At 43.8% G+C, this 25,198-nt stretch carries 13 protein-coding genes; 11 read left to right on the top strand and 2 right to left on the bottom strand.

The window, feature by feature from the left end:
• Positions 1-7 precede the first annotated feature (7 nt).
• From J7529_RS00065 to J7529_RS00040, 6 genes are all read left to right on the top strand, one after another.
• The gene (locus J7529_RS00065) at positions 8-2,533 is read left to right on the top strand and encodes a CHAT domain-containing tetratricopeptide repeat protein (RefSeq protein ID WP_318727305.1); all 2,526 of its coding nucleotides are present in this window, start codon (positions 8-10) and stop codon (positions 2,531-2,533) included.
• A gap of 233 nt (positions 2,534-2,766) precedes the next feature.
• Positions 2,767-6,564, top strand: coding sequence for a PAS domain S-box protein (locus J7529_RS00060; protein ID WP_318727304.1), 3,798 nt, complete (start codon positions 2,767-2,769; stop codon positions 6,562-6,564).
• A gap of 41 nt (positions 6,565-6,605) precedes the next feature.
• Complete coding sequence (locus J7529_RS00055; protein WP_318727303.1) at positions 6,606-8,432, top strand: EAL domain-containing protein; 1,827 nt, start codon at positions 6,606-6,608, stop codon at positions 8,430-8,432.
• A gap of 62 nt (positions 8,433-8,494) precedes the next feature.
• Complete coding sequence (locus J7529_RS00050) at positions 8,495-10,771, top strand: ATP-binding protein (RefSeq protein WP_318727302.1); 2,277 nt, start codon at positions 8,495-8,497, stop codon at positions 10,769-10,771.
• Entirely contained in the window at positions 10,771-13,170 is a 2,400-nt protein-coding gene (locus J7529_RS00045; protein WP_318727301.1) for an ATP-binding protein, read from the top strand. The genes J7529_RS00050 and J7529_RS00045 overlap by 1 nt, the downstream gene beginning before the upstream one ends.
• Positions 13,171-13,220: 50 nt before the next feature.
• Positions 13,221-14,606 carry a response regulator gene (locus tag J7529_RS00040; RefSeq protein WP_318727300.1) on the top strand — a complete coding sequence of 462 codons (1,386 nt, stop codon included), beginning with the start codon at positions 13,221-13,223 and terminating at the stop codon, positions 14,604-14,606.
• A 27-nt stretch (positions 14,607-14,633) separates the two neighbouring features.
• Here J7529_RS00040 and J7529_RS00035 read toward each other — a convergent pair whose 3' ends face one another.
• Together J7529_RS00035 and hmpF are read right to left on the bottom strand one after the other, a co-directional pair.
• Positions 14,634-15,236 carry a hypothetical protein gene (locus J7529_RS00035; protein ID WP_271937575.1) on the bottom strand — a complete coding sequence of 201 codons (603 nt, stop codon included), beginning with the start codon at positions 15,234-15,236 and terminating at the stop codon, positions 14,634-14,636.
• 113 nt (positions 15,237-15,349) lie between these two features.
• On the bottom strand, positions 15,350-17,071 hold the full coding sequence (gene hmpF, locus J7529_RS00030) for a pilus motility taxis protein HmpF (protein WP_318727299.1): 1,722 nt from the start codon (positions 17,069-17,071) through the stop codon (positions 15,350-15,352).
• A 588-nt stretch (positions 17,072-17,659) separates the two neighbouring features.
• Here hmpF and J7529_RS00025 point away from each other — a divergent pair.
• From J7529_RS00025 to J7529_RS00005, 5 genes are all read left to right on the top strand, one after another.
• On the top strand, positions 17,660-18,928 hold the full coding sequence (locus J7529_RS00025; RefSeq protein WP_271937578.1) for a response regulator: 1,269 nt from the start codon (positions 17,660-17,662) through the stop codon (positions 18,926-18,928).
• A 164-nt stretch (positions 18,929-19,092) separates the two neighbouring features.
• Entirely contained in the window at positions 19,093-19,458 is a 366-nt protein-coding gene (locus tag J7529_RS00020) for a response regulator transcription factor (protein ID WP_271937580.1), read from the top strand.
• A 46-nt stretch (positions 19,459-19,504) separates the two neighbouring features.
• Positions 19,505-20,035 carry a chemotaxis protein CheW gene (locus J7529_RS00015; RefSeq protein ID WP_271937582.1) on the top strand — a complete coding sequence of 177 codons (531 nt, stop codon included), beginning with the start codon at positions 19,505-19,507 and terminating at the stop codon, positions 20,033-20,035.
• A gap of 126 nt (positions 20,036-20,161) precedes the next feature.
• On the top strand, positions 20,162-23,092 hold the full coding sequence (locus J7529_RS00010; protein ID WP_318727298.1) for a methyl-accepting chemotaxis protein: 2,931 nt from the start codon (positions 20,162-20,164) through the stop codon (positions 23,090-23,092).
• 91 nt (positions 23,093-23,183) lie between these two features.
• Positions 23,184-25,198 (top strand): Hpt domain-containing protein (locus J7529_RS00005; RefSeq protein WP_318727297.1); only part of this gene is annotated, 2,015 nt, incomplete at its 3' end.

Below are 25,198 nucleotides of genomic sequence, written 5' to 3'. Positions count from 1 at the left end.
ATGAACTATGATAAAACCTATCCTAACTATTTTGTTTTTTAATGCTCTAACTTTTCTGCCTTCCGTCAGTTGGGCTAATCCGGTGGATCAATTGCGCCCAGTTTATGAAAATATTTTACAAACCTATCCCCAGGAGTTGGAGCAAGCCCAGCAATTAGGCAATCCGTTGTTTGAATTAAGTGTCCTCAATAAAGCAGCTATTGCCCATCAATATCTGGGTCAACTGGAGAAAGCGATACCTCTCTATAAGCGGGCACTTCAATTAGCCCGTCAATTACAAGATGAAGATCTTGAAGGGAGTATTCTCTGGAGTTTGGCGACTGCCCATAGTCAACTCGGAGATCCCTATGGCATTGACTTTTTAGAATCCCAGTTGCAAGCAGCTCGCACCCCTTCGGGCCGTAAAGTTATTCTCAAATATTTGAGCTTGGCTTATCTACAAGCTGTTGATTATGAAAAGGCGATTTTTCTGCGCCAAAATCACCTAGAAATTGTCCGTAAAATTGGCACCCAAACCGAAGAGATTGAAGTTCTGAATGATTTGGGATTAGCTTACTTTGCCAACCGCAACTATCGTCAAGCTATTCAAATCCAGGAAGAAGCCTTATCTTTAGCTAATTCTACTGGTGAATTTCAGCTTAAAGGCGATGTTTTGTTTCACCTGAGTATTAGTTACAGTTGGGCCAAACAACAGGAAAAAGCCTTAAAAACACTCGAGGAACTTTTAGCCTTGGGTGAGGCAACGGATAATCTGGTCCAAGTGAATCAAGCCTTGAACGGACTAAGTGAATATTATACGATTCAGGAAGACTACGAGCAAGCCATTACCTTACAAGAAAAACGCTTGAATGCTATTCGAGAACAAGGTCATTTTACATCTGAGTCCTTTGCCCTGCAAGATCTGAGTAGAGTTTACTACTGGTCAGGAAACTTAGAGCAGGCGATCGACCTTCAGACTGAAGCTCTCGATCTTCTAGACCAGGGATTTAAACAACAACAAGAGTCTCCAGATGCCGCTGAATCCCTGGAAATTTCTCGTGTGGCTGCCCAAGCGATTGGTCAGGAAAAGCTAGGTTTTTTACTGCTACAATCCCAACAATTAGAAGCAGCAAAATCTAGATTTTATAAAGCGATAGAAGGTTATGATAGCCAGCGAAAAGTAACACTATCGAATCTGAGCTTTACGAACTTATCTGAAGATGAATTCAAAATATTTAGCTACGATCAATCTACGGATATTTATCGCCTCTTACAGCAAATTGCAATTGAGCAAAATCAAATCCTTGAAGCCTTAGAGCTTTCAGAAGCGGGTCGGGCTAGAGCCTTGGTCGATTTGTTGGTGAGTAAATTAGAGACTCATCCCAATTCGATGGAGACTGAACCGCCAAACATAAACCAGATCAAGCAAATTGCTCAACGGGAAAAGACGACTTTAGTCACGTATACGGTGCAATATGAATACGGACGGTTTTATCAAACTGGGCCGGGAGAATGGTTGACTTCTCATTCATCAGAAAGAAAAGCAACTCAATTATATGTTTGGGTCATTTCTCCCCAAGGAAATATTGAATTTCGCCAGGTTCCTCTAAATTTTGATTTAGATCAATTGGTAAAAAATGCACGGGATTTTATTACGTTAACGGGCTTATCCCGTCGCCACCTGCCTCCAGGAGAACCCTTGAAAGAATTGCATGAGTATTTGATTGAACCGATTGCCGATTTACTGCCCAAAAATCCGGAGGAGCGCGTAACGTTTATTCCTCAAGATTCGTTGCTTTTAGTCCCGTTTCCTGCTCTCCAGGATCAACAGGGGACTTACTTGATCGAGAAGCATACATTGATGACTTCTCCCTCGATTCAAGTGTTAGATTTAACTCGTCAAAATCAACAGCGCAATCAAAATCAAGGCTCTAGCGTTAATCCTCCTTTAGTGGTGGGTAATCCAACGATGCCCGAAATTGAGTTAGAAGGGGGTAAAAGTACACTGCAACTGGAGGATTTACCGGGAGCGGAACTTGAAGCAGAGGCGATCGCCACTTTACTCAATACAGAACCGTTAATTGGCGATCGAGCGACTAAAGCTGTGGTAGTCTCTCAAATGCAATCTAGCCCCATGATTCATCTGGCGACTCATGGACTGCTCAATGATCTAGGAGGATTTTTGAGTTCTTTAGCTCTAGCTCCAACTGCTGGCGATCCCGGTTTTCTCACGGCAAAAGAAATATCTCGACTCTCCCTGAGAGCAGAATTAGCAGTACTGAGCGCTTGTGATACAGGACGGGGCAATATTAACGGTGATGGTGTAATTGGACTCTCACGAGCCTTTGTCAGTGCAGGAGCCGAAGGAGTATTAGTCTCCTTATGGGCAATTCCCGATGAACCCACCGTCACAGTGATGACTAACTTTTATCAACAAATGCAACAAAGACAAGATAAAGCCAGTGCCCTCCGTGAAGCCATGTTACTGACCCAAAAAGAGTTCCCTGAACCTCGGAATTGGGCAGCATTTACCTTAATTGGAGTATCTGAATAAGATCGGAATTTAACACCCATAGATCGTCTTCTCTTGCAAGTATTCTTGAATTTTTAAAACGATTCAGGTTTTCCAAAATCAGTCTGGGTAGGAAAACTGACCTAAATTTGATATAACAGAAAGCAAGCGCCAAATTGCACAGACACTTGATTCTACAGGATTCATTTTGAATAGTAAACGTGGCGTAAGCCCCGGACTCTCTGGCTATTATGCACCAGTCTAATTCTCAAATCGTGACTCTTGCAGAGGAGCGGTGGATTGATTATCATCCTCTAACTCTAGAGCCTCAGATGCTATTGTCAGAGGCGATCTCTCACTGGCAACTCTATCAGCAGTCCCAAACTGGGCAAGTTCAGCCTTCCTTAGCATTAGTTGTTAAAGAGCAACAGTTAATTGGCTGCGTGCATTTGTCTAGTTTTTTACCTTATCTTACTTCGTCAGAGAGTGCTGAGAAGATGACTGTTGAGCAAGTCATGCAACCGGAAGGTATTACCCTAGAAATTGCTGAGTGGGAAACGTTCAGTAGTCAGGATAAGCTTGCAACTCTCCTTGAATTGGTTAAGCATCATCAACTGACCTCTCTCCCTTTAGTCACCTCAACTCATCAATTAATTGGTCTAGTTCATCTATCAACTTTATTACAAAACCTGAGTAGCGATCGCGGAACACAACAAACTCGACCTGCTCAGACGACTTTCGATCAAACCTTTGCCCAAGCAGTCATTGGTATGGCTCATATTGACCTACAAGGAAACTTTATTCAAGTCAATCAGAAATTTTGTGATTTGGTAGGGTCTTACAGTTCAGCCCTGATTAATCACTCTTTTTTTGAACTCATGGTTCCTCAAAATCTCCAGAGCTTAGAAAATCACAATTACCAAGATGTTACTCGCCGCTACTTAGACCGACTTCTCAATGGCACATTACCGTTTATTAACATTGAAAACAATTATTTCACCCAAACTGGACTGCAAAACTGGGTGAATATCATGATATCTTTGGTGCGTAATTCATCTGGAGAACCGGCATATTTTCTCAGTGTTATCCAAGATATTAGCGATCGCAAACTTTTAGAACAAAAGTTACATACTTCCGAAGCAGAACTGCGATCGGTTTTTGCAGCAATGACCGAGATCGTCTTAGTGATGGATCGGGAAGCAGAAATGATCAAACTTTCTCCCACTTGTCCAGCCATATATCAGCAAGAAGGCTACGATCTGATTGGAGAAACCATTAATCAAATTATTTACGGAGATTATCGTTCAGAATTGATGCAACATTTACAAGATGTCATACATCAGAAAAAAAGCCTTAATTTTGAATACCATTTAACCCTCCCTCAACAGACTTTTTGGTTTTCAGCGACCCTCTCTCCCATGCCAGATAAAAAGGTTATTTTAGTCGCTCGTGATATCACGGAAAGAAAACAGAATGAAGAACAACTCAGACTGCTCAAGAGATCCGTAGAAATCTCGGATGATGGCATCATTATTAGTGATGCTCAACAAGCCGATATGCCGATTATTTATGTTAATCCTGCCTTTGAAAAAATCACGGGCTATTCCCCCCAAGAAGTCATAGGACAAGGACTGTTAAGGTTCTATAAAAACAAATTTTATCAACATCCCTATGAATCGATAAAAAGACACATTCGCCAAGGCAAAAACTTTCAGTTTAGTTGTCCAAGCTATCGTCGAGATAATAAGCTGTTCTGGAGTCACTTATCGTTGTATCCCTTACGAGATAGAACTGGAGAACTGACTCATTATGTGATCCTTCAATCTGATATTACAGAGCGAATCTCAGCAGAACAAGCCTTGAAAAAGAGTGAAAAACGCTGGCAACTTGCACTCAAAAGTAATAATGATGGTATCTATGATTGGGATTTGGAAAATAATCGGATCTTTTATTCTGCTCGATGGAAAGAAATGTTGGGATTTTCAGAGTCAGAAATTAGTGATAAACCGAGCGAATGGATGACCCGTTTACATCCGGATGATTTTGAACAAGTGATGTTTACCAATCTTCGATATCAGCACAGTCAAAATAATCCTTTATTTACGATTGAATATCGAATGCGCTGTAAAGATGGTCGCTATAAGTGGATTTTAGATCGAGGCCAGATTTTGTATGACAATCAGGGGGAAGAAATTCGGATTATTGGCTCATACACCGATATTACAGAACGAAAAGAATCTGAAGAAAAACTGAGAGACTCTCAGAAGCGCTTGGAATTTTTAGTGGATCAAACGCCTTTAGGTGTGATTGAATGGTCGGTGGATTGGAATATTGTAGAATGGAATAAAGCGGCTGAACGTATTTTTGGTTATCGTCGCCTAGATGTCTTATCTTCTCCTCATAGCTTTGAGATCTTGTTTTCCGATGCTCAAAAAAACAAAGTTTATCAGTTAATGCAAAGCTTGGAATCGGAAGAAGATACCACCTATGCAATTTGTGATAATATCAGGAACTCCGGAGAAACCATTGTCTGTGAGTGGTACAATACCGTGTTGATGGATAGACAAAATCATGTGATCGGATATGCTTCAATGATTGCTGATATTACCGTGCGCAAGCAAGCAGAAGTTGCTTTAATTCAGGCTAAAGAAGCTGCTGAATCCGCAAACCAAGCCAAAAGCAACTTTTTGGCGAATATGAGCCATGAGTTAAGAACGCCATTAAATGCTATTTTAGGCTTTACTCAGTTAATTGACCGCAGTTCTAACCTGGACTCTGTCCATCGCGAGCAATTGGGGATCATTAATCGTAGTGGTGAGCATTTATTATCCTTGATTAATGATATTTTAGAAATGTCGAAAATTGAAGCCGGCAAGATCACACTCAATGAGAGTGAATTTAATTTATGGATGCTGTTAGATACTCTCAAAGAAATGCTACAAATCAAAGCAGAAAGTAAAGGGTTGAGCTTGGCTTTGGTGTGTAGTCCGCAAGTCCCAGAATATGTGGAAGGAGATGAAAGTAAATTACGTCAAGTTTTATTAAATCTTTTAGGGAATGCCATTAAATTTACAGAACAAGGAGAAGTCAAATTATCCATTTCGGCGATCGCCCCCCCAGAAAACAACCCCCTTAGACTCGCCTTTGAAGTGAGCGATACGGGTCCGGGAATTGCCCAAGAAGACCTAGACACTTTGTTTGAACCCTTTGTGCAAACCGCAGTGGGCCGACAATCTCAACAAGGAACAGGTCTTGGATTACCCATCAGTCGTCAGTTTGTACAATTGATGGGAGGAGATATTCAAGTTTCCTCTCAAGTGGATGTAGGCACTCAATTTACCTTTGATTTGCCTCTCGAAGAAGTCTTGCATCAACCTCAAACCATCAGAAGCTCGAGTCGAGTGATTCATCTAGCCCCCAATCAACCCAACTACCGAATTTTAGTCGTTGATGACTCGTTAGATAATCGCCTGCTTTTAGACTCCTTATTAAACAGTGTCGGCTTTGAGGTAAAACAGGCCAGCAATGGAGAAGAGGCTATTTCCATTTGGGAAACCTGGAATCCCCATTTGATCTGGATGGATATTCGGATGCCTGTTATGGATGGACTTCAAGCCACTCAATACATTAAATCTCATCCCCAAGGTCAATCCACTCGCATTATTGCTCTCACTGCAAGTGCCTTTACGGAAGAACGTGAACAAATCCTGGCTGTAGGGTGTGATGATTTTCTCAGTAAACCCTTCCAAGACCAAGAGTTATTTGAGAAAATGACCCAACATTTAGGGGTCACCTATGTCTGTGATTATCTCGATCCGGCCTTGCCATTATCGCCCCCAATCTCTAATTCCCTAGAATCAGTAGATGAGGCTTCTATCAATTGGGAATTGATGCCCAAACCCTGGTTACACAATCTCTACCAAGCTGCCCTAGAAGCTGATGCTGAACTAATTTTAGAGTTGATCGAAAAAATTCCCAACGATCAAAGAAATCTGGCGAGATATTTAAATGATTTAGTCGATAATTTTGAATTTGAAGTGATCACTCAAAACTTAAATTCAGTGTTATATTAAATCTAGATAATAAATAACCATCAATAATAATCGGTAAACTTATGCTTGAATCTCTTGCAGGAAAATACAATATATTGCTGGTGGATGACACTCCAGAAAATTTACGTCTTCTCTCAGATTTGCTGAGTCAGCAGGGCTATAAAGTTCGCAGTGTTATGAATGGCAGAACAGCAATTAAAGCATCTCAAGCCAAACCTCCTGACTTGATCTTACTGGATATTAATATGCCCCAAATGAATGGTTATCAAGTCTGTCAGGAACTCAAAACACTCGACCGAACCCAAGAAATACCGATTATATTTATCAGTGCATTAAATGAAGTGTTCGACAAAGTAAAAGCCTTTAGGGTAGGGGGATGTGACTATATCAGTAAACCCTTTCAAATCGAAGAAGTTTTAGCCCGCGTCAAGCATCAATTACAACTGAAAGCTGCCCAAACCCAACTTAAAGACTTAAACTTACAACTAGAAGCACGAGTTCAAGAACGCACCCAAGAACTCCAAACTACTAATCAAGCTTTAACCCAAGAAATTCAAGAACGCAAGCGAATTCAGCAAAAACTTCTGGATATGGCCCTGCATGATTCCTTGACCGGGCTGCCCAACAGGGCCCTATTTATGGAACGACTAGAATCAGCCATTCAAAAGCTCAAAGTTAGTGCGGATGAACCCTTTGCCGTCCTCTTTTTAGATTGCGATCGCTTCAAGGTGATCAACGACTCCCTCGGCCACATCGTGGGCGATCAATTGCTCAAGGAGATCGCCAAACGTATTAACTCCCTCCTAGAGGAAAACATGCTCCTCGCTCGCCTAGGAGGAGACGAATTTACTATCCTCGTAGAATCTTGTGCCAACCTAGAAGATACCAAAAAACTGGCAGCAACTATCCTCAATAGCCTCTCCTATTCCTTTCAACTCGAACTTCACGAAGTCTTTATCAACGCCAGCATTGGCATTGTCCTCAGTCATGCCGACTACCACAAACCCGAATATGTCCTTCGGGATGCCGACACTGCCATGTACAAAGCCAAATCTATGGGTAAAGGACAATACCATGTCTTTGACCCCACCATGCACCAACTCGCCCTTAAACGACTCACCCTAGAAACTGAACTCCGCAAAGCCATAGAACACCAAGAATTTCTCGTTCACTACCAACCCATTATCAACCTGCAAACCGGCAGAATTAGTGGATTTGAAGCCCTCGTGCGCTGGCAACATCCCCAAAGAGGACTCGTCAGTCCAGCCGACTTTATCCCTATTTGCGAAGAAACCGGATTGATTAACGATATTGGCTATTGGGTCTTTCAGCAAGCCTGCAATCAACTCAAAATCTGGCAACAAACCCTCAAAAACGACAGCCTCAAAATCAGCATTAACCTTTCCGTCCGTCAATTCTCCCAAATGAACCTGATGGAAAAAGTCGTTGAAACTATTGCTAAAACCCAGGTTGTCCCCCAATCCTTAACCATGGAGATTACCGAAAGCGCCCTGATTGAAAACCCTGTACAGGCTCGCACTCTCCTCCATCAAATCCGAGATCAAAACATTCACATTTCCCTAGATGACTTTGGTACAGGCTATTCTTCCCTCTCCTATCTCCATACCCTACCCATCGATATCCTCAAAATCGATCGCTCCTTTATCAACACTCTCAGCCAAGAGCCACTAGATCTCGGTCTCATTCCCCCCATCATCCAAATCAGCCAAACTCTGAACATGCAAGTGGTTGCCGAAGGGATAGAAACCCCAAAACAAGTGGAAATCCTCAGACAGCTCAACTGTGATTTTGGCCAAGGCTATTGGTTTGCCAAACCTCTGAACATCAGAGAAGCGACTGCCCTCCTGCAATCCAATCCCCAATGGTGAAATTAGGATAAGCTAGAACCGTAATCATGCCCCCTCATTCCTAGCGTGAAGTCCGTAAAAGCATGTCCAGATTTTCCTTCTTGCCCATCCTTTTAGTCACTCCGTTATGCGCCTCAAGTGCGATCGCCATTGGAGTAACCGCATGGGTGTATTCAAGAACCGGACTCCCCATCCCTCCAGTCATCGGGTTCATCTGGATCATCTTGCTCTTAACGACAACATTAGGAATTAAAAGCGCCTATAGTCTTCACCGTCAACTTAGCCAGCAACCTCAAACGCTCCCCGAAAGCGAGCAAACCGAACAACCCTTCCTAGACCATCAATTCCCCAATCCGTCTCCCAACCTCCTTCTAGCCCTAGAACAAACCTTAAATACCACCTCTGACTTCTCCAGTGCCCTGCACCTAATCCTAGAGCAAATTTGTCAACTGACGGGTTGGAGTTATGCAGAAGCTTGGATTCCCACTGCTGACAAAAGTGCCCTCCAATGTAGCCCCATCTGGTACAAAAATCCCCAAACTCTTTCCCCAGAGCATATAAGTGCGCTACAAGACTTCCGCCACTACACCGAAGGACTCATCCTCCTACCTGACGAAGATATCCCTGGACGAGTCTGGTATAGCAATAAACCCCAATGGTTTGGTAACCTTGCCCAAGACAACGATATTTTTTCCAGGGGAACTCTGGCTCATCAAGTTGATCTAGGGGCTGCCTTTGGTCTACCCATCCCCATCCCCGCCGAAGAATCTTTAACCCCTAACCTGATTCCGAGACGTTCAGCCAGCTTGGGGATTTTAGTCTTCTTCACCCATTATTCTTCCGTTCAAGATCAATACTGGGTACAACAACTCTCCTATCGCGCCCTTGACTTTGGTCGAATTCTGCATCAAAAACAAGTGACCACAGAATTTAAAACGCTCTTTAGTGCGATCTCCGATCTGATTCTGATCTTTGATGCCCAAGGCTACATTGTCAATATTGCGCCCACTACCCCCAAACCCCTCTACCAGATGCCATCAGAGTTGATCGGTAAAAGTGTACAAGATATCTTTGAACCCGAGCAATCCACAACCTTTATCCATTTGATCTGGCAAAGCCTCAATACTCAAACGACCCTACAAACAGAATATCAACTCACCATAGAGGAGCAGAGCTTTTGGTTTGCTGCCACCATTGCCCCCATTACGGATGTGTCTGGAATGGGCGATTCTGTGATTTGGATTGCCCGTGATATTACGGAGCGAAAAGAAGCAATGGAAGCCTTGTCTGCGGCTAAGGAAGCCGCAGAAAATGCAAATCAGGCCAAAAGTACGTTTTTAGCCAAAATGAGCCATGAACTGCGTACTCCTCTCAACGCTATTCTAGGCTTTACTCAGGTGATGATCCGCCATCTGGGCGATACGTCTTCCACTGTAACTCCAGCTCGAATTGAAGAGCATTTTGGTTATCTGAAAGTGATTCATCATAGTGGCGAACATCTATTAGATCTGATTAACGATTTGTTGAATTGGTCAAAAATAGAGGCCGGGAAAATGGAACTCCATCAGAATCGCTTTAATCTATACGATATGCTCAGTAGCCTCTATCAAATGTTCAAGCTCAAAGCAGAGCATCAAGGGTTAAGCTTATCTTTTGATGTTTCTGCCAAGGTTCCCCCTTTTATTGAAGCGGATTCGGGGAAATTACGGCAAGTCTTTATTAATTTATTAGGAAACGCCTTAAAGTTTACTCCCCAAGGGGGAATTCAAGTTCAGGTTGATTGTGCCAATCATGGGTCAGAAAATAATGCTACTTTAATCTGTGAAGTTCAGGATACCGGCATTGGGATTGCCCCCAATGAGTTGTCTCGCTTGTTTGAACCGTTTGTGCAAAGTTCGAGCGATCGCGGGTTTCAAGAAGGTACAGGTTTAGGCTTACCCATTAGTCAACAAGTTGTAGAATTGATGGGAGGTAAGCTAATGGTAGAATCTGAGGTAGGCAAAGGGAGTAAGTTCCAGTTTACCTTACCCATAAAACTAGACATGGGTTCTGAGCCTACTCTGACTTCAGAATCAAGGCAATATACTATACCGGCAGATCTAAAACTCCTAAATGCTCCGTTAGCCATCAAACCGCAAGACCTTGAACCGGAAGATCTCAGCTATGTTCAGTCCTCAGATTGGGTCAAACTTCAACAGGCAACCCTAGCTGCGGAAGAGGAATTACTGCTCAAACTAATTGACGAAGTTTTTCCCTCCAATTCGCGAATGCGAGATTGTCTCACAGAATGGGTTCATGATTTTCAATTCGATCGAGTGCATCAATTAATTAGTGAGAAACTCTCTGAAAAGGTTAATTGATGATGAAACTGGGCCACATAACTCATAAGATCAAGAAAGGGTGGGAACGAATTCGATCGGGGCGTATCCGACACAAAATTGGATCGGGTTATGCATTAGCCATTGGTACTGGCTTGGCGGGTTCGTTGATTGGGTTAGTCGTGGCTGATTATTATCAAGGACAGGGCATTGTCCAATTAGCGGATGCCAATATTCAAGCTCAATTGTTGGTTCACTTTCAGGTCGAGATCGAACGAGCGGAACGATTAGGCGTTTTACTGGGGACAGTCGTTGGCGATCGCGAAGCCTCACAATTGTATCAAAAGAAGCTTGATGATAACCTGGTTGAAATCAAAGCGACCCAAGAAGAGCTACAAACGTTTATCACAGGAAATCCAGCCTGGTTAGCCATTTCTGTAGATACCTTCGAGCCATTTCTAGATCGCTATACTCAAGCCTTAGTTGAATATAGCGATCGTATCCAACAGATTATTAATCAACCGAATATTGGTTTAGAAGAACAGCAAAATCAACTCAGATCTCTGGTGCTATCCGAGAGACAACGAGAATTAGACCAATTAGGGGCGACTCTCGATCAAATCCTAGCCACAGCCCAACAACAAGCTCGACAAGCGGAAGTCGAGATGGAAAATGCTCAAGGTCTGGAAAAAGGTATCATTATTTTCAGTAGTTTATTCGCTGTAGCGATCGCCGGTTGGATTGCCCTAGGCACAACTGAAGATATTATCGGCCCCCTCGAACAACTTACTGACTTAGCTGCCACCGTTACCGAAGAAGAAAATTGGCAACTGCGAATGCCCATCAGTACCCAAGACGAAATCGCCTCTTTAAGTAAAACTCTCAACGCCCTCATGGAACGAGTTCACCAACGTACCGATCAACTCTTGGAAGCCAAAGAATCCGCAGAACGCGCTAATCAAGCTAAAAGCACATTCCTAGCCAAAATGAGTCATGAATTGCGTACCCCTCTACATGCCATTCTCGGATTTACGCAAATTATGGTCAAGGACAATGCTTTAACCGATAAACACCAGGAACAACTCCAGATCATCTACAGCAGTAGCCAACATTTACTCGGCCTCATTAATGACATTTTAGATTTATCCAAAATCGAAGCTGGAAAATCCGAACTTTTACCTCACGACTTTAATTTACTCACCTTCGTTCATCATTTAGAAAGTATGGTAGAGTTCAAAGCGAAAAAGAAAGGCCTCCATCTGAGCATGGAAGTGCAAGAAAATGTTCCCCAGTCCCTCTACACCGATGAACAAAAACTGCGCCAAATCTTACTCAATTTACTTAGTAATGCCATCAAATTCACCCGTCAAGGTAATGTTTCCCTGACCATCACAGTTGCGGATCAACCCGACACTCTACAATTTACCGTCACCGATACCGGTATCGGTATAGCCAGCGAAGAATTAGACCAACTCTTTCAGCCCTTTGAACAAACCCAAAGTGGCAAACAATCTCAGGAAGGCACTGGACTCGGATTAACCATCAGCCAACAGTTAGTCAATCTTCTGGGTGGAGTGCTGAGTGTATCGAGTGAAATCAACCAAGGGAGTATGTTTACCTTTGACTTACCCCTGCTCCCTGTCTCAGGAGAAGCAGAAGCCCTGTCTCAGGTTGAGCTTAAGGTGACCGGAATTGCCTCCACAGAGAAAACCTACCGTATTTTAGTAGTCGATGATAAATGGGAAAACCGCGAAATTCTCCGCTCTTTACTCACCCCTTTGGGGTTTGAAGTGCTAGAAGCCACCCAAGGAGAAGAAGCCCTGACTCTCTGGGAACAAGAAACAATCAATCTGATTTTAACGGATATTCGGATGCCGGTCCGGGATGGTTATAGCATGACAGTTAGTATCCGTGAACGAGAACACGAACGTGGTCTTCCCCATGTACCGATCATTGTCACTACTGCCAGTACCTTTGAAGAAGAGCGCCAACAGATGTTAGCCATAGGATGTAATGACTTAGTGCATAAACCCTTTCTCGAAGCCGTGATTTTAGAGAAAATTGCCCAGTATTTAGAATTGGAATATACTTATGAATCAGAATCTGAACGCGATCGCCTCAGCGATCAGTCCTATGATCCCCTCAACGATACCGAGGATTATCCTCTCTCTCAACCCCCTCCCCTTTCCTCTAAAAACGCCAGATCCTTTCTCTCAGATGCCATGGCTCAACAGCCCATAGAATGGATTGCCGCCTTACAGAAAGCAGCCACTGAAGCCGATGCCGATCTGATGTTGCCCTTGATCGACCAACTGTCAACCTCTCAATTACAATTAAGACAACAGTTAGTTGCTTGGGTTGATAATTTCCAGTTTGAAGCAATTTGTGAGATAACAGAAGAGTGCATTCTCCAAGAAAGTAACCAGTTTATTGCTCGCTAATTTATACAGTTGTTCAAGTTCATCGTGCCGCCTAACTTCCTTGCCCTCCAATGAATCACTCTACTGATCATCCAGAACCCGCGAATATTTTGCTAATTGATGATATGCCCAACAATCTCCGGTTGCTGTCGAGTTTGTTAACCAAGCAAGGGTATAAAGTCAGAAGTGTGATTAATGGAGCCATGGGATTAAAAGCGGCTCAAGCTAAACCACCCGATTTAATTTTACTTGATATTAATATGCCCGACCTCAATGGCTATGAAGTGTGTACCAAACTCAAAGCCAATGAAGTGACCCAGGAAATACCGGTAATTTTTTTGAGTGCCCTGGATGATGTTCTTGATAAGGTCAAAGCCTTCCGTGTCGGTGGATCGGATTATATTACTAAACCCTTTCAAATTGAAGAAGTGATTGTGCGAGTACAAAATCAGCTCAAGCTTCGCCAAGCTCAACAAATGCTGGCCGAGCAGAATGTGGTTTTGGAGCAGGAAATCCGCGATCGCAAAAAAATTCAGAGTTCCCTAGAAGACCGCGAAATGCAGCTTAAACAACAAACTGAACGATTAGAAGCTGCTTTGACCAAAATACAAAACACTCAATTGCAACTGATTCAAAGTGAAAAAATGGCAAGTTTGGGACAGCTTGTTGCCGGAATTGCCCATGAAATCAATAATCCGATTAGCTTCATTTACGGTAATGTTCATTATGTGAATGATTATTTGGATAATTTAGTCAGTACGATTAAAATGTATCGAACAAGTTATCCAAATCCGACCGAGAATATCAAAGATTTCACAGAAGATATTGATCTAGATTTTGTCATTGATGATCTCAAGAGTATGATGGATTCTATGAAAACTGGTGTAGAAAGAATTCATGCTATTGTTTTGGGGTTGCGGACGTTTTCTAGACTCGATGAAGCAGACATTAAATCTGTAGATTTGCATGAAGGGATTGAGAGTACCTTATTAATTGTGCAACACCGATTACAAGAAACCGATCGTCATCCTCCGATTCAAGTGCTTAAACACTATGGTGAACTCCCTAATGTTACCTGCTATTCCGGGCAAATTCATCAAGTTTTTCTTCATCTGATCGAAAATGCCATTGATGCGATAGAAGATAAAAGTTTTGATCCCTCACTTTCTGAGGACTTCATGCCAACGATAGAAATCCGTACAGAATTTACTGACGATCATCAAGTGATCGTTTGTTTCCAAGATAATGGAATTGGCATTATTGATGATATAAAAAACCAAATTTTTAATCCATTTTTTACCACTAAATCTGTGGGACAAGGCAGTGGATTGGGTCTTTCTATTTGTTATCAAATTATTGTGGAGCAACATCAAGGGCAACTGAATTATTCTGCATTACCAGAAGGTGGCAGTCAATTTACCATTCAAATCCCTGTTCATCGGAAAGACGAAAGTTAAGTTAAACTCCAAGTTTATTCAAGCCTTTCAACCAATGGGGTGAGTTCCAGGATAAACGGCATGAATAGAGCGACTTCCAGAGTGGGGTAGACTACGTTGATAGGAGGCTTCTGTAGGTTGTCCCCAACCGAGTTGCAACACTATCTCTAAATAGGAAGGATTTTCCCATTTGTAAATGAGGGCCCATTGGGTGCGGTGGGAAATCAGCTCAATATCTTGATGGGTAATTTTTTGATAGCGGCGACCATCAGCAATAAAGATATCCATAGCAACCGTTACTTGATGCCAAAAATTGAGAATGTCAGGTTTGGCCTGTTGCAGGATATCTAAATCTTGGGGTAAGGCAATCAGTTGGTCGTGAATTGTTGGATAGTGCAACGTTTGTTGATGAATGAGGATTTCTTGCCAGATAATGCCGGAAACCTGGTACTCTCTCTGATACTGATGAATGGTGGATTGAAAATCTTTGTAGGCAATAAAGTTTTGAACCCCTTCAACGGCTACAAATTGGTCAATAATGGGATGACCAGAGAGCTGACTATTGAGATTTAGGCGCTCCCCTCTCATACACGCTTGACGCTCTTGGGCCAATATGGCAATTAAATCTTCAGTGCTGTAAACCTTGGACATAGCAAAGGAGTTTATTGGCCATAAGTTCATGGAGGTTTTGTTGGTGGTGTTGGGCTACCTCTTGGGAAGGTTAAGAGGTGGAGGTAAAAAGGAGACAAGGTTAAAAGCTAGACCTACTGAGTTAATTCCGTAACAGTTTGCTGCAGTTGAGCGATCGCCTGTAACTGCCGATCGTTGGTTGATTGAATCCCCGCAATTCCCTGTTGGAGTTGCTCTATTTTCTCCCGATATTGGGCCAGTTGGTCTTGCAGGGGTTGGAGCATCTGCTCATAAACCCCAAGTTTACCTCTGGCTTCAACCCACTGTTGCTCTTGTTGAGCTAAGGTTTCTTCCAACTGCTTAATTTCATTGCGTTTCGTTTCTTGAGCCGACATTTGGCTATTGACCAAGTCCTGAGCTTGCCCGATCGCCGATTGAATCTGGCTAATTTCCGCTTCCATCCGTTGCACTTGTTCGCTTTGTAAGTGCCGTTGGCTCTCAGCCGCTTCTAGAGCTGGCCCAAAATCGAGCAGTCCCTCCTGTCCTGGTTCGGCGGGATAACCTTGTCGTTGGCGAAGAATACTTTCATGGACTTTAAACACAAATTCTCGTTCAGCTAAATTCCGGCGAGAACCCACCAACGATTCATTCAAGAAATCATAACTTTCTTGTTCACTGGATAATTCCGTTTCTAAACTGAGGCGATCGTATTCACTTGCTTGTTCAATCTTCTGCTTAAGTTCCTCGATCGCCTCTAACTGATACCCTAATTCCTCTTCCTGATCCTTCACAAATCCCGATGCCCGTTTCAAATCTTCTTCCAACTGGCCCACCTGTTGTTGTAGCTCATCAATGGGCATATTTTCCAGAGCCTGGCGATCGATGCTCACCGTAGGTTTTCCCGAGCCTTCCGCCAGTTCCTGAAGCTGTTGACACAACTGCTCCGTCTGACTCAATTGACTTTGCATCGGTGAGAGTAAATCTTGCTTGATTTGTAAGAGACTCTCTTGAGTTTTCAAATCAATTTGCGCCTTTTCCAGAACCCCTTGCGCCTCATTCCACTCTTGCCAACGGCTATTAATCGTCGTCTTTAATTGGTTAATTTCCCCTTCCTGTTCACTCGTTTGTCCTTTCGACTCCTCCAATCTTTGCCAATGTTGATCGAGGACTTGTTGCTCTTCGGACATTGTCCCAGACATCTGCTCCACCGCTTCTCGGAGAGTTTCCGTCGGTGCTAGAGCCTCCGACAAAGACTGCAAAGACTGTCGAATTTGGCCCGCCTTCTCGTCATCGAGTACCGTCGCTGCCGAGAGTTCCCCCTGCTGTTCCTCTAGCCGTTGTTGCTCACCCCGTAAATGGGCCCAGGCTCCTTCCAACTCCTGGCTTTTGCGCTCAAACTCCTCCCGTTGTCGTTGAGCTTCGTCCGATAACGACTCAATTTCCTGCCGCTTCTCCTCTAATTTCTCTGCCTCTTCCTCTAACTGGGCCAATTCATCTTCTCGTGCCACCAGTTCCATTTCTCGACGATTCAACTCTTGAGCCTGAAACGTCAAGGACTGTTTCCATTGTTCAATTTCCTCTTCTTGGCCTTCAAATTTTCCCTGAAGGGTAGAAAACTTCTGCAAAATCCCAATCAGAGGACGAGCCGCATCTTGAGGGGGTCGTTGAATCTTCTTATTGGAAACCTCAACCAAAACCAGCGCTCCATCTTTTAAGGTTCCTGGTTCTGCCAATTCAATCAGTTCTTCTGAGACCGAACTCCAATTTTGTTCACTGCGCTGACACGCCAGCAGTTTAATCATGGCTTTATTGCCCATGAACCCCTTCTGGATTTGTACTTCCGCTAGATAAAGCACGCTGATAGTCCTCGTTTATGCGTCCATCAATCAACCGATCCTGGGGTAAACTCTCCCTGATCTTTATTTTATTTTGACTGCTCTAGGCAATTTAGGGAAACCCCTACCTGGGTTAGTTTTACCGATCGCACCTGAACTGAGCATCAGGTTTAGGTATTTAGCCATCTTATACAGTCCATTGAACCTGGCTTTTGCTTCAATCCCTATCCTGATTACAGCCCCAACCCACTTTACAAAATTTATTACTGTTTGGGTGAATGGTGTACTCTCCCAAGCTCAGATGCAGTATGATTGAGCAGCTCATTGGGGCAGGGCATACCCAGGTGGGGTCGAACCCTTTTTAAGGGATGATTAAGGGTTGATTGCCCATTGCCATTTAGTTTAGCTTAAAACTCACCTACCCTTATCAACACCGTGGCTTTTCCTTTCCTGTAGACAGGAACGGTGACCCCTGCCTTCTACTCATCCGATTCAAAGCCAATACCTGCGATCATAAGGACTTACAATAGCTTTAGGGCCATGGGTTCTAAGAAAGAGGATTCAGCCTGGACTTAAGCGGTAGCATGTAACCAACAGAATGAAGACCTAATGCAGGGACACTTAAGCGAGATTGACATTCGTAGCATTTTCCAGCTCATTGAGTTAGGACAGCGCACGGGGGAATTGTGTGTTGAGAGCTATAGTCCTCAACCTCAGTTTAATCGAAGCGATCGCCCCCAGCGTCTGCCCCCTCAATGTTGGTTTGTCTTTTTTGCCAATGGCAAAATCATCTATGCCGGTTCAGACACCGATAGTTCTCTGGTGCGCCTACGTCATCATCTTCATCGTTATGGAGTCGCTTCTGCCCTCGATCTGCTTAAAGTTCCCACCATTGCCGCCACCAATGCCCCCGAATACGGCTACCTCTGGGCGATGCTAGAAAACCATAGCCTTACCCCAGCCCAAGGACGCAGTATCATTAAAAGCATGGTTCAAGAAACCCTCTTTGATCTATTTTCCCTGCACAATGGATCATTTATGTTTGAACTTGGCCCTCCCATAGCCCCCCAACTGACTCCCCTCGAAATTGGGCCCTTAGTGACCAAAGTCCTCAAACAGGTTCAACAATGGAATCAACTTCATCCCCAGATTCAATCTCCCGATCAATGTCCCGTCCTTTGTGATGCCGCAGAACTGAGCCAACACCTGAATGAAAAGCGATTTAAGATTCTTGCTTCCTGGGCCAATAAACAAACCTCCATCCGCCAAATTTCCCGCTACTTAAATGGGGATATTCTCACCGTCGCCAAAGCCATTTATCCCTTTGTGCAAAAAGGCTGGGTTCAACTGAGCTATCTCAGTTCGCCAGAACCGGATTGGATACCCGAAGACCTCAAGCCTATGCGCCCCCCCCGTGTTGTTTTTATTGATGATGGGGTAGCCTTATGTAAAGCAGTCGAACAAATTCTGCAAGCGAGTGGTTACGAAGTGGCTGGCATTACCAATCCTCTGCGGGCCTTGAGTTTAGTGTTCCAGCTCAAACCGGATTTAATTTTGTGTGATATTGCCATGCCAGAATTAGATGGTTATGAAATCTGTGCGATGTTACGGCGATCCAACCGATTTCGGCAAACCCCCATTGTCATGCTCACCGGCAGAGATGGGTTTATCGATCGCCTGAAAGCACGGATGGTAGGAGCGACTGATTATCTAACCAAACCGTTTGGCCAGGGAGAATTATTGATGGTTTTGGAAAAATACATTGGTAAAGGAGGAAAAACTGACCCCTCTCCCGATCGCATCCTTGATGATGCGATCGCCTCAGAACTCGATTTAGAACCCCTTACACCTCCCTCTGGAGACTTAGCCAATTCCTAACCTCTTACCCTCCCCCGAATCTCCAATAAAAATCCCATCAAGTGGCCAGATAAGGCACTTTATTCGATAAATTAGAGATACTTGGAGAGCTGACCCATTGTTATGTTAGTCAGACCTTCAGCCCCAACCTAAAGAACACGATAGCCCAGTAGTAGGATAATCTTATGAGTAGCGTTTTAGTAGTAGAAGATAGCCCCGCCCAGCGACAGATGATTACCGATCTCCTTACAGACAGTGGTCTCAAAGTCAGCATTGCCAGTGATGGTGTAGAAGCGATAGAAAATATTCAAAATAATCTTCCTGATTTAGTGGTTTTGGATATCGTTATGCCCCGTATGAATGGTTATGAAGTCTGTCGGCGAATTAAAAATGACAAGAAGACTCAGCATGTCCCTGTGGTCATGTGTTCCTCCAAGGGAGAAGAATTTGACCGCTATTGGGGCATGAAACAAGGGGCAGATGCTTACATCGCCAAACCTTTTCAGCCCACTGAGTTGGTAGGGACGGTTAAACAACTCTTACGCAGCTAATGGCTCTCCTCAATTCAATCCCTCAGCCCCTAAACCGATAAACATTATGGTAGGTAATACTGAATTCTTCCATGAGATAGACTCCGAGCAAGTCACTGAGTTTCAGGAACTCCAAAATCCAGAAGGAGAATTACATCTGAGATTTTTTCTCCCCTCTGGCCATGAACTGGCTCTGAATGCCATTGGCATTAAAGAAGTCTTTGAATCTCCCCCAGATCGGATTACTCCGATTCCCAATGTTTCTCCTCTGTTGTTAGGAACGATGAATATCCGCGGACGGGTGATTTGGGTGGCCGATTTGGGACAATTCTTAGGGGAGCAGACTCCCTTAAATACCGATCGCTCCGAACTCCCTGTGATTGCGATCGAAGACCAAGATACTATGCTAGGTTTGGCCATAGATCGTATGGGGGGGATGGATTGGCTCGATGCGGAACAACTCCAACGAGCGACTAATATCGCTGATACCATGGAACCGTTTGTGCGTGGAGAATGGGTGATTGATGAAGAAAAGAACCAATATCTATGGTTGCTCAACCAAGTAGCTATTTTGCGATCGGCGAGGTGGGCAGCCTAAAATTGGGATAACCTAACTGGATAAAACTCCAGATTAATACGCTTAACTATCAATCGGGGATCATAATATAGTCAGCAAGTAGATTAAATTAACCAGTCAAACTATCGTGTTTTGGGGGGCTATGGGATGGATTACGCAACAGAGTATCAACAAGCAGAAACTGCTTATGTTCAAGGACGCTATGAAGATGCGGCCTCAATTATCGATCAGTTGGTAGAACACTTTCCTGACGATCCAAACTCGCATTTACTCAGAGGTCATATTTATTGTTATGGATTACAAGAATATACGGTAGCACGTCAAGAGTATGAATCCGTTTTAGAAATTACTTCCGATGAAGTATTTATGGATTATGCCAATCAAGGATTAGCAGATGTAGACCAATTCTCAACGTATCATACCGTGGGGACGGATTTGCAAGACGATTCGAGTCAAATCCCACCTATGGAAGAGTTAGATGAAGAAGAAATTGCTTCAGAATGGCAAGATTTAGAACTCAGTGAAGACGAGAGTGAAGAAGAAGTTATCCATACAGAAATGATCGGCGATCTAAGTATGGATACAGAAAGTCTAGAAGAGAACAATCTCCAAGAAGAACCCTCCTTAGATTACGCCTCTTTAGAGTCTTTGGATGAAGAGGATGATTTTGATGATGAAGAGTTGGCTGATGATGACCCCTTTACAGTCGCTCATGAACAACTAGAAGAATTGCAGCAAGAAACAGAACCCTTAGAAGATGATATCTTTGCTGGAGAATCCTTAGCTGAATTAGAAGAAGATTCCTACAACTTAGAAGAAGAATCCTTCTCCCCCTTTGCCACAGATATAGATTTAACAGATGAAATGGGAGCCGTACTTGAAGCAGATGAAGGGATTGCCTTTGATCCATCGGAATTCCCAGACGATCAGGAAGCGTTTAATTCTTCTCACCCACAAACCCTAGGGCTAGAGGACTTAACAGAAGAATCTCTAAAACCGGAGCCTTCAGAATTGATAGAAGATTTACAAGGCCCAGGATTAACCATGGAAGAGAGTCCGACCCTATTTGTGGGTAGCTCACCTGGATCGGTGAATGGTCATCATGAGAGAACTGGAGAACTATCTCTGAGCCAAAATGGGCGTAGCAGTAGTACCCTCACCAGCGATCAAACCCTCTCTGATAGTCATCTGTGGCAAGGAATTGGAGATGAGGATAGTTTTAATACGAATGGGACGAGTGGCGAGGCGATCACTGATTTTACAGAATCTGGATTTCAGACTCAATCTGGGTTTCATACAGAAAGTTTTGGATTTGATGAAGGTTTAGATCAATTTGAAACCGATTCAGGTATCTCAGAAGCCCAAAATGGTAATGGGGCAGTAGACTTCCTTGATGAATTTGATGCCTTTGATGATAAAGTTCTCGATGAGTTTTCTGGCTTTGATGACCCTTCATCTGAGCTATCGACCAACTTCAAGAGTAATTCTATGGCTGGGATGACCAACAGTGGAATTACTCTGGATGAGGATTTTGATCCGAGTGATGATAATTCTGCATTACTCGAAGAAGAGATGTTTAGCATCTCTAGTAGTAATACAGATACCATTCCCACCTTTACCGGTAAATCTCAACGGCCAGTAGAACCGAGTGTGTCGGTGGATCAAGGCCCATTGAGCTTTTTTGATAATGCTCCTCTGATTACCAAAAATTTATATAGCGCGATTGGCACTGGGTTGAGTTCTGCTTTTGCGATCGCTGCTGTGATTTATGCAACGGCGAGTGATGCCAACGCCTTTCACAAACTGGCGATGATTCTACTGCCGGGAGGTCTTTCCGGTGCAACCACTTATGTTTTAGGTAAAAAAGCAACCAATCAGGTCAAGCAGACGACGGACGAACTGCAAGCCCAATTTGAAAAGGTCGCCTCTGGACAACTGGGAGCGCAAGCCACAGTCTATGGTGAAGACGAAATGGGCTATCTGGCAGAGAGCTTCAACGTTATGGCCAGAAATGTCCTCACCACCATGAGTGAGTCCCAACGCAAAGCGGCTGAAAACGAATCAGCAAAAGAAGACCTTCAACGCCAAGTGATTCGCTTACTCGACGATGTAGAAGGAGCTGCTCGCGGAGACCTAACCGTTCAAGCTGAAGTCACGGCTGACGTACTCGGAGCGGTAGCCGACTCCTTTAACCTCACCATTCAAAACCTGCGGGAAATTGTACAACAGGTAACGGTAGCCGCTCGGCAAGTCAACAAAGGCTCCGCCGATAGTGAAACCTTTGCCCGGGGGTTAGCCGCAGATGCTTTGAGACAAGCAGAAGAACTAGCGGTAACCCTGAATTCAGTGCAAATGATGACGGACTCTATTCAACGGGTAGCAGAAAGCGCCCGCCAGGCAGAAGCAGTTGCCCGTTCTGCGAATGACACAGCTCGTAAAGGTGGAGAGTCGGTAGAGCGAACAGTGGCGGGTATTTTGGAAATTCGAGAAACGGTGGCAGAAACCACTCGTAAAGTGAAACGGTTAGCCGAATCTTCCCAGGAAATTTCCAAGATTGTGGCTTTGATTGCCCAAATTGCCTCACGAACCAACTTACTCGCATTGAACGCCAGTATTGAAGCCGCTCGTGCGGGAGAAGCGGGTCGGGGATTTGCGATTGTTGCCGATGAAGTCCGACAGTTGGCAGACCGGGCGGCCAAAGCATCGAAAGAAATTGAGCAAATCGTGTTGCAAATCCAAAGTGAGACGGCTGGGGTAATGCAAGCGATGGAAGAAGGGACTCAACAGGTTATTCAGGGGACAAACTTGGCTAAGGAAGCGGCGAAATCCCTGGAGGATATTATTCAAACCAATAATCGGATTGATGTTTTGGTTAGATCGATCGCGGCTGATACAGTAGAACAAACGGAAACCTCAAGAGCGGTGGCTCAGGTTATGCAATCTGTGGAATTGACCGCCCAAGAAACCTCTCAAGAATGCGGACGGGTATCACAAGCATTGGCGAGTCTGGTGAATGTGGCACGAGATTTGCTCACCGGTGTGGAACGATTCAAAGTCGATCCACACAAGAGTCGTTAGGACTAAGATTAAGGTTAAGGTGGAGTGAAACAGTGAAGCAGTTTAGGGCGATCGCTGTTAATGACCGGAATGTTGGGGGAGAGCAACAATTATGGCTCAGGAACAGGAAAACTTAGACCGGATTATGGGGTATTTCCTAGAGGAAGCCAAAGACAATCTCACCATTATTGAGCAGGGATTGTTGAATTTAGGAGCCACAGTCCAGGATTCAGAACTGATGGATGAGATTTATCGGGCGGCTCATTCCATTAAAGGCGGAGCTGCCATGTTGGGAGCGAGCAGTATTAGAAAAACGTCCCATAAGTTAGAGGATTATTTCCAAGTTCTCAAAGAACGCCCCCCTAAAATTGGTCCCAAATTAGAATCCTTACTGCTACAGGTCTTGGATGGATTGACTGTATTAGTAGAAAATTTAGAACAAAGTGAGTCAGAGGAGTTAACCACTCGCAAAAATGCAGAAGTTAAGCAATCTTTGACTCCCTGCTTTGAAACCTTGGATCGGATGATGCAGGTTAAGAAAAATGGAGCCGATCCTCAAGCAGAAGAATCTACAGCCGCGATCGCTCCCTTGCCTTCTAGACCAAGTGGTGCTACGGTTGAACGTCGCTCCTCCAATCTCCCCGATCCAGAAGAGAGTGCCAAACATTTGGTATTTCAGAGTGATGTGCCCACTCAATTACGTCAAATGCTACAAGGGTTTAAGCAACCCGATACAGCAGACAGTCGAGAACAGTTAACCCAAATCTGCATCAGTCTAACGCAAGCTGGCGAAAACTTTAACCTTTCGACCTGGGTAGACTTAGTAAAATTAGCTCAAGGGGCGATCGCCAACCGAGATAACCTCTATACCCATCTGGCTCCTGTAGTGATCAAGGAACTTAAAAGAGCCAGAGACTTGGTTTTGGCTGGAACTCCTGACCAGATTAAACCCAGTTCAACTCTGTTAAATCTTCAACCTCAGCAATCCCTAACCGCAGACTCAGTTGATCGAGAACTCGATACCTTGTTAAGAGTCGGAAGGACTCCCACAGAAGAATCGCCCAGGGAGGAGGGTTCCATGAGCGATCGCTCTTACAATAGTCAACCTCCAGTCGATCCACCTACCCCTTACTCACAACGCATAGGGCCAGATGTTGGACTCAGTGAACTCAACACACTAGCCGATCTCTTTAAAGGAGAAACATCAGATATTGAATTAGCTTGGGAAGCCGAAATTTCTTCTGCTCCCCCAGAAAACAACTGGGGCTTAGATTCCTCAGAAATGGATGAAATGGGTGACCTCTCAGACTTCTTAATCCATGAATCTTTCAATGATGTTTCAGAAAACATCAATGATAATTGGGAGTTGAATCTATCTAAAAACGAAAAGAGTAACGTAGATTCAGAAGATCTAGAAGATGACTTAAAAGATTTATTAGAAATTGAACCCACTGTTATGTCAAATAATCCAAAGAAAAATCAAGCCGATGAATTGTCTGATTTGTTTTCCGAGCATCCAGATGCAACATCTACTGATCTGGATGAATTGTTACAAATCAATTTAGACTCACCAGAACAAAATCAGTCCTTAGAAAACTTGGATCTAGACATGCTGGACACCGAAGAGACTGACGATCTGGCTCTGGATTTGGATTTAGATTCCAATTGGTCTGAAGGTGAAGAATTAGAGGAATCTTCTGAAATGAATAGCCTTTTTGAGGACTTATCTCTGACAGAAGATTTAGACAGCAACAGTGAAGAAGAAGATATATTTGGCTTAGATGAGAATGTTGAAGCTCTAGTCTTGGATGAGTTGGATGGAAATGAATCTCTAGAAAACCTATCCCTCACGGAAGAAGAAGATATATTTGGTTTAGATGAAAGTGCTGAATCTTTAGCCTTGGATGAGTTGGATGGAAATGAATCTCTAGAAGACTTATCTCTTACAGAAGAAGAGGATATATTTGGTTTAGATGAGAATGTCGAATCTTTAGCCTTGGATGAGTTGGATACCAATGAATCCTTAGAAAACTTATCCCTTACAGAAGATTTAGACGAAAGCAGCAGTGCAGAAGAAGATATATTTGGTTTAGATGAGAATGTCGAATCTCTAGCCTTGGACGAGTT

It is taken from the genome of Roseofilum sp. Guam (assembly GCF_017746735.1).
In the GTDB taxonomy this organism is placed as follows: Bacteria; Cyanobacteriota; Cyanobacteriia; order Cyanobacteriales; family Desertifilaceae; genus Roseofilum; species Roseofilum reptotaenium.
Note: the sequence above shows the minus strand (reverse complement) of the source record. Positions and strands in the feature narration are given on the sequence as shown.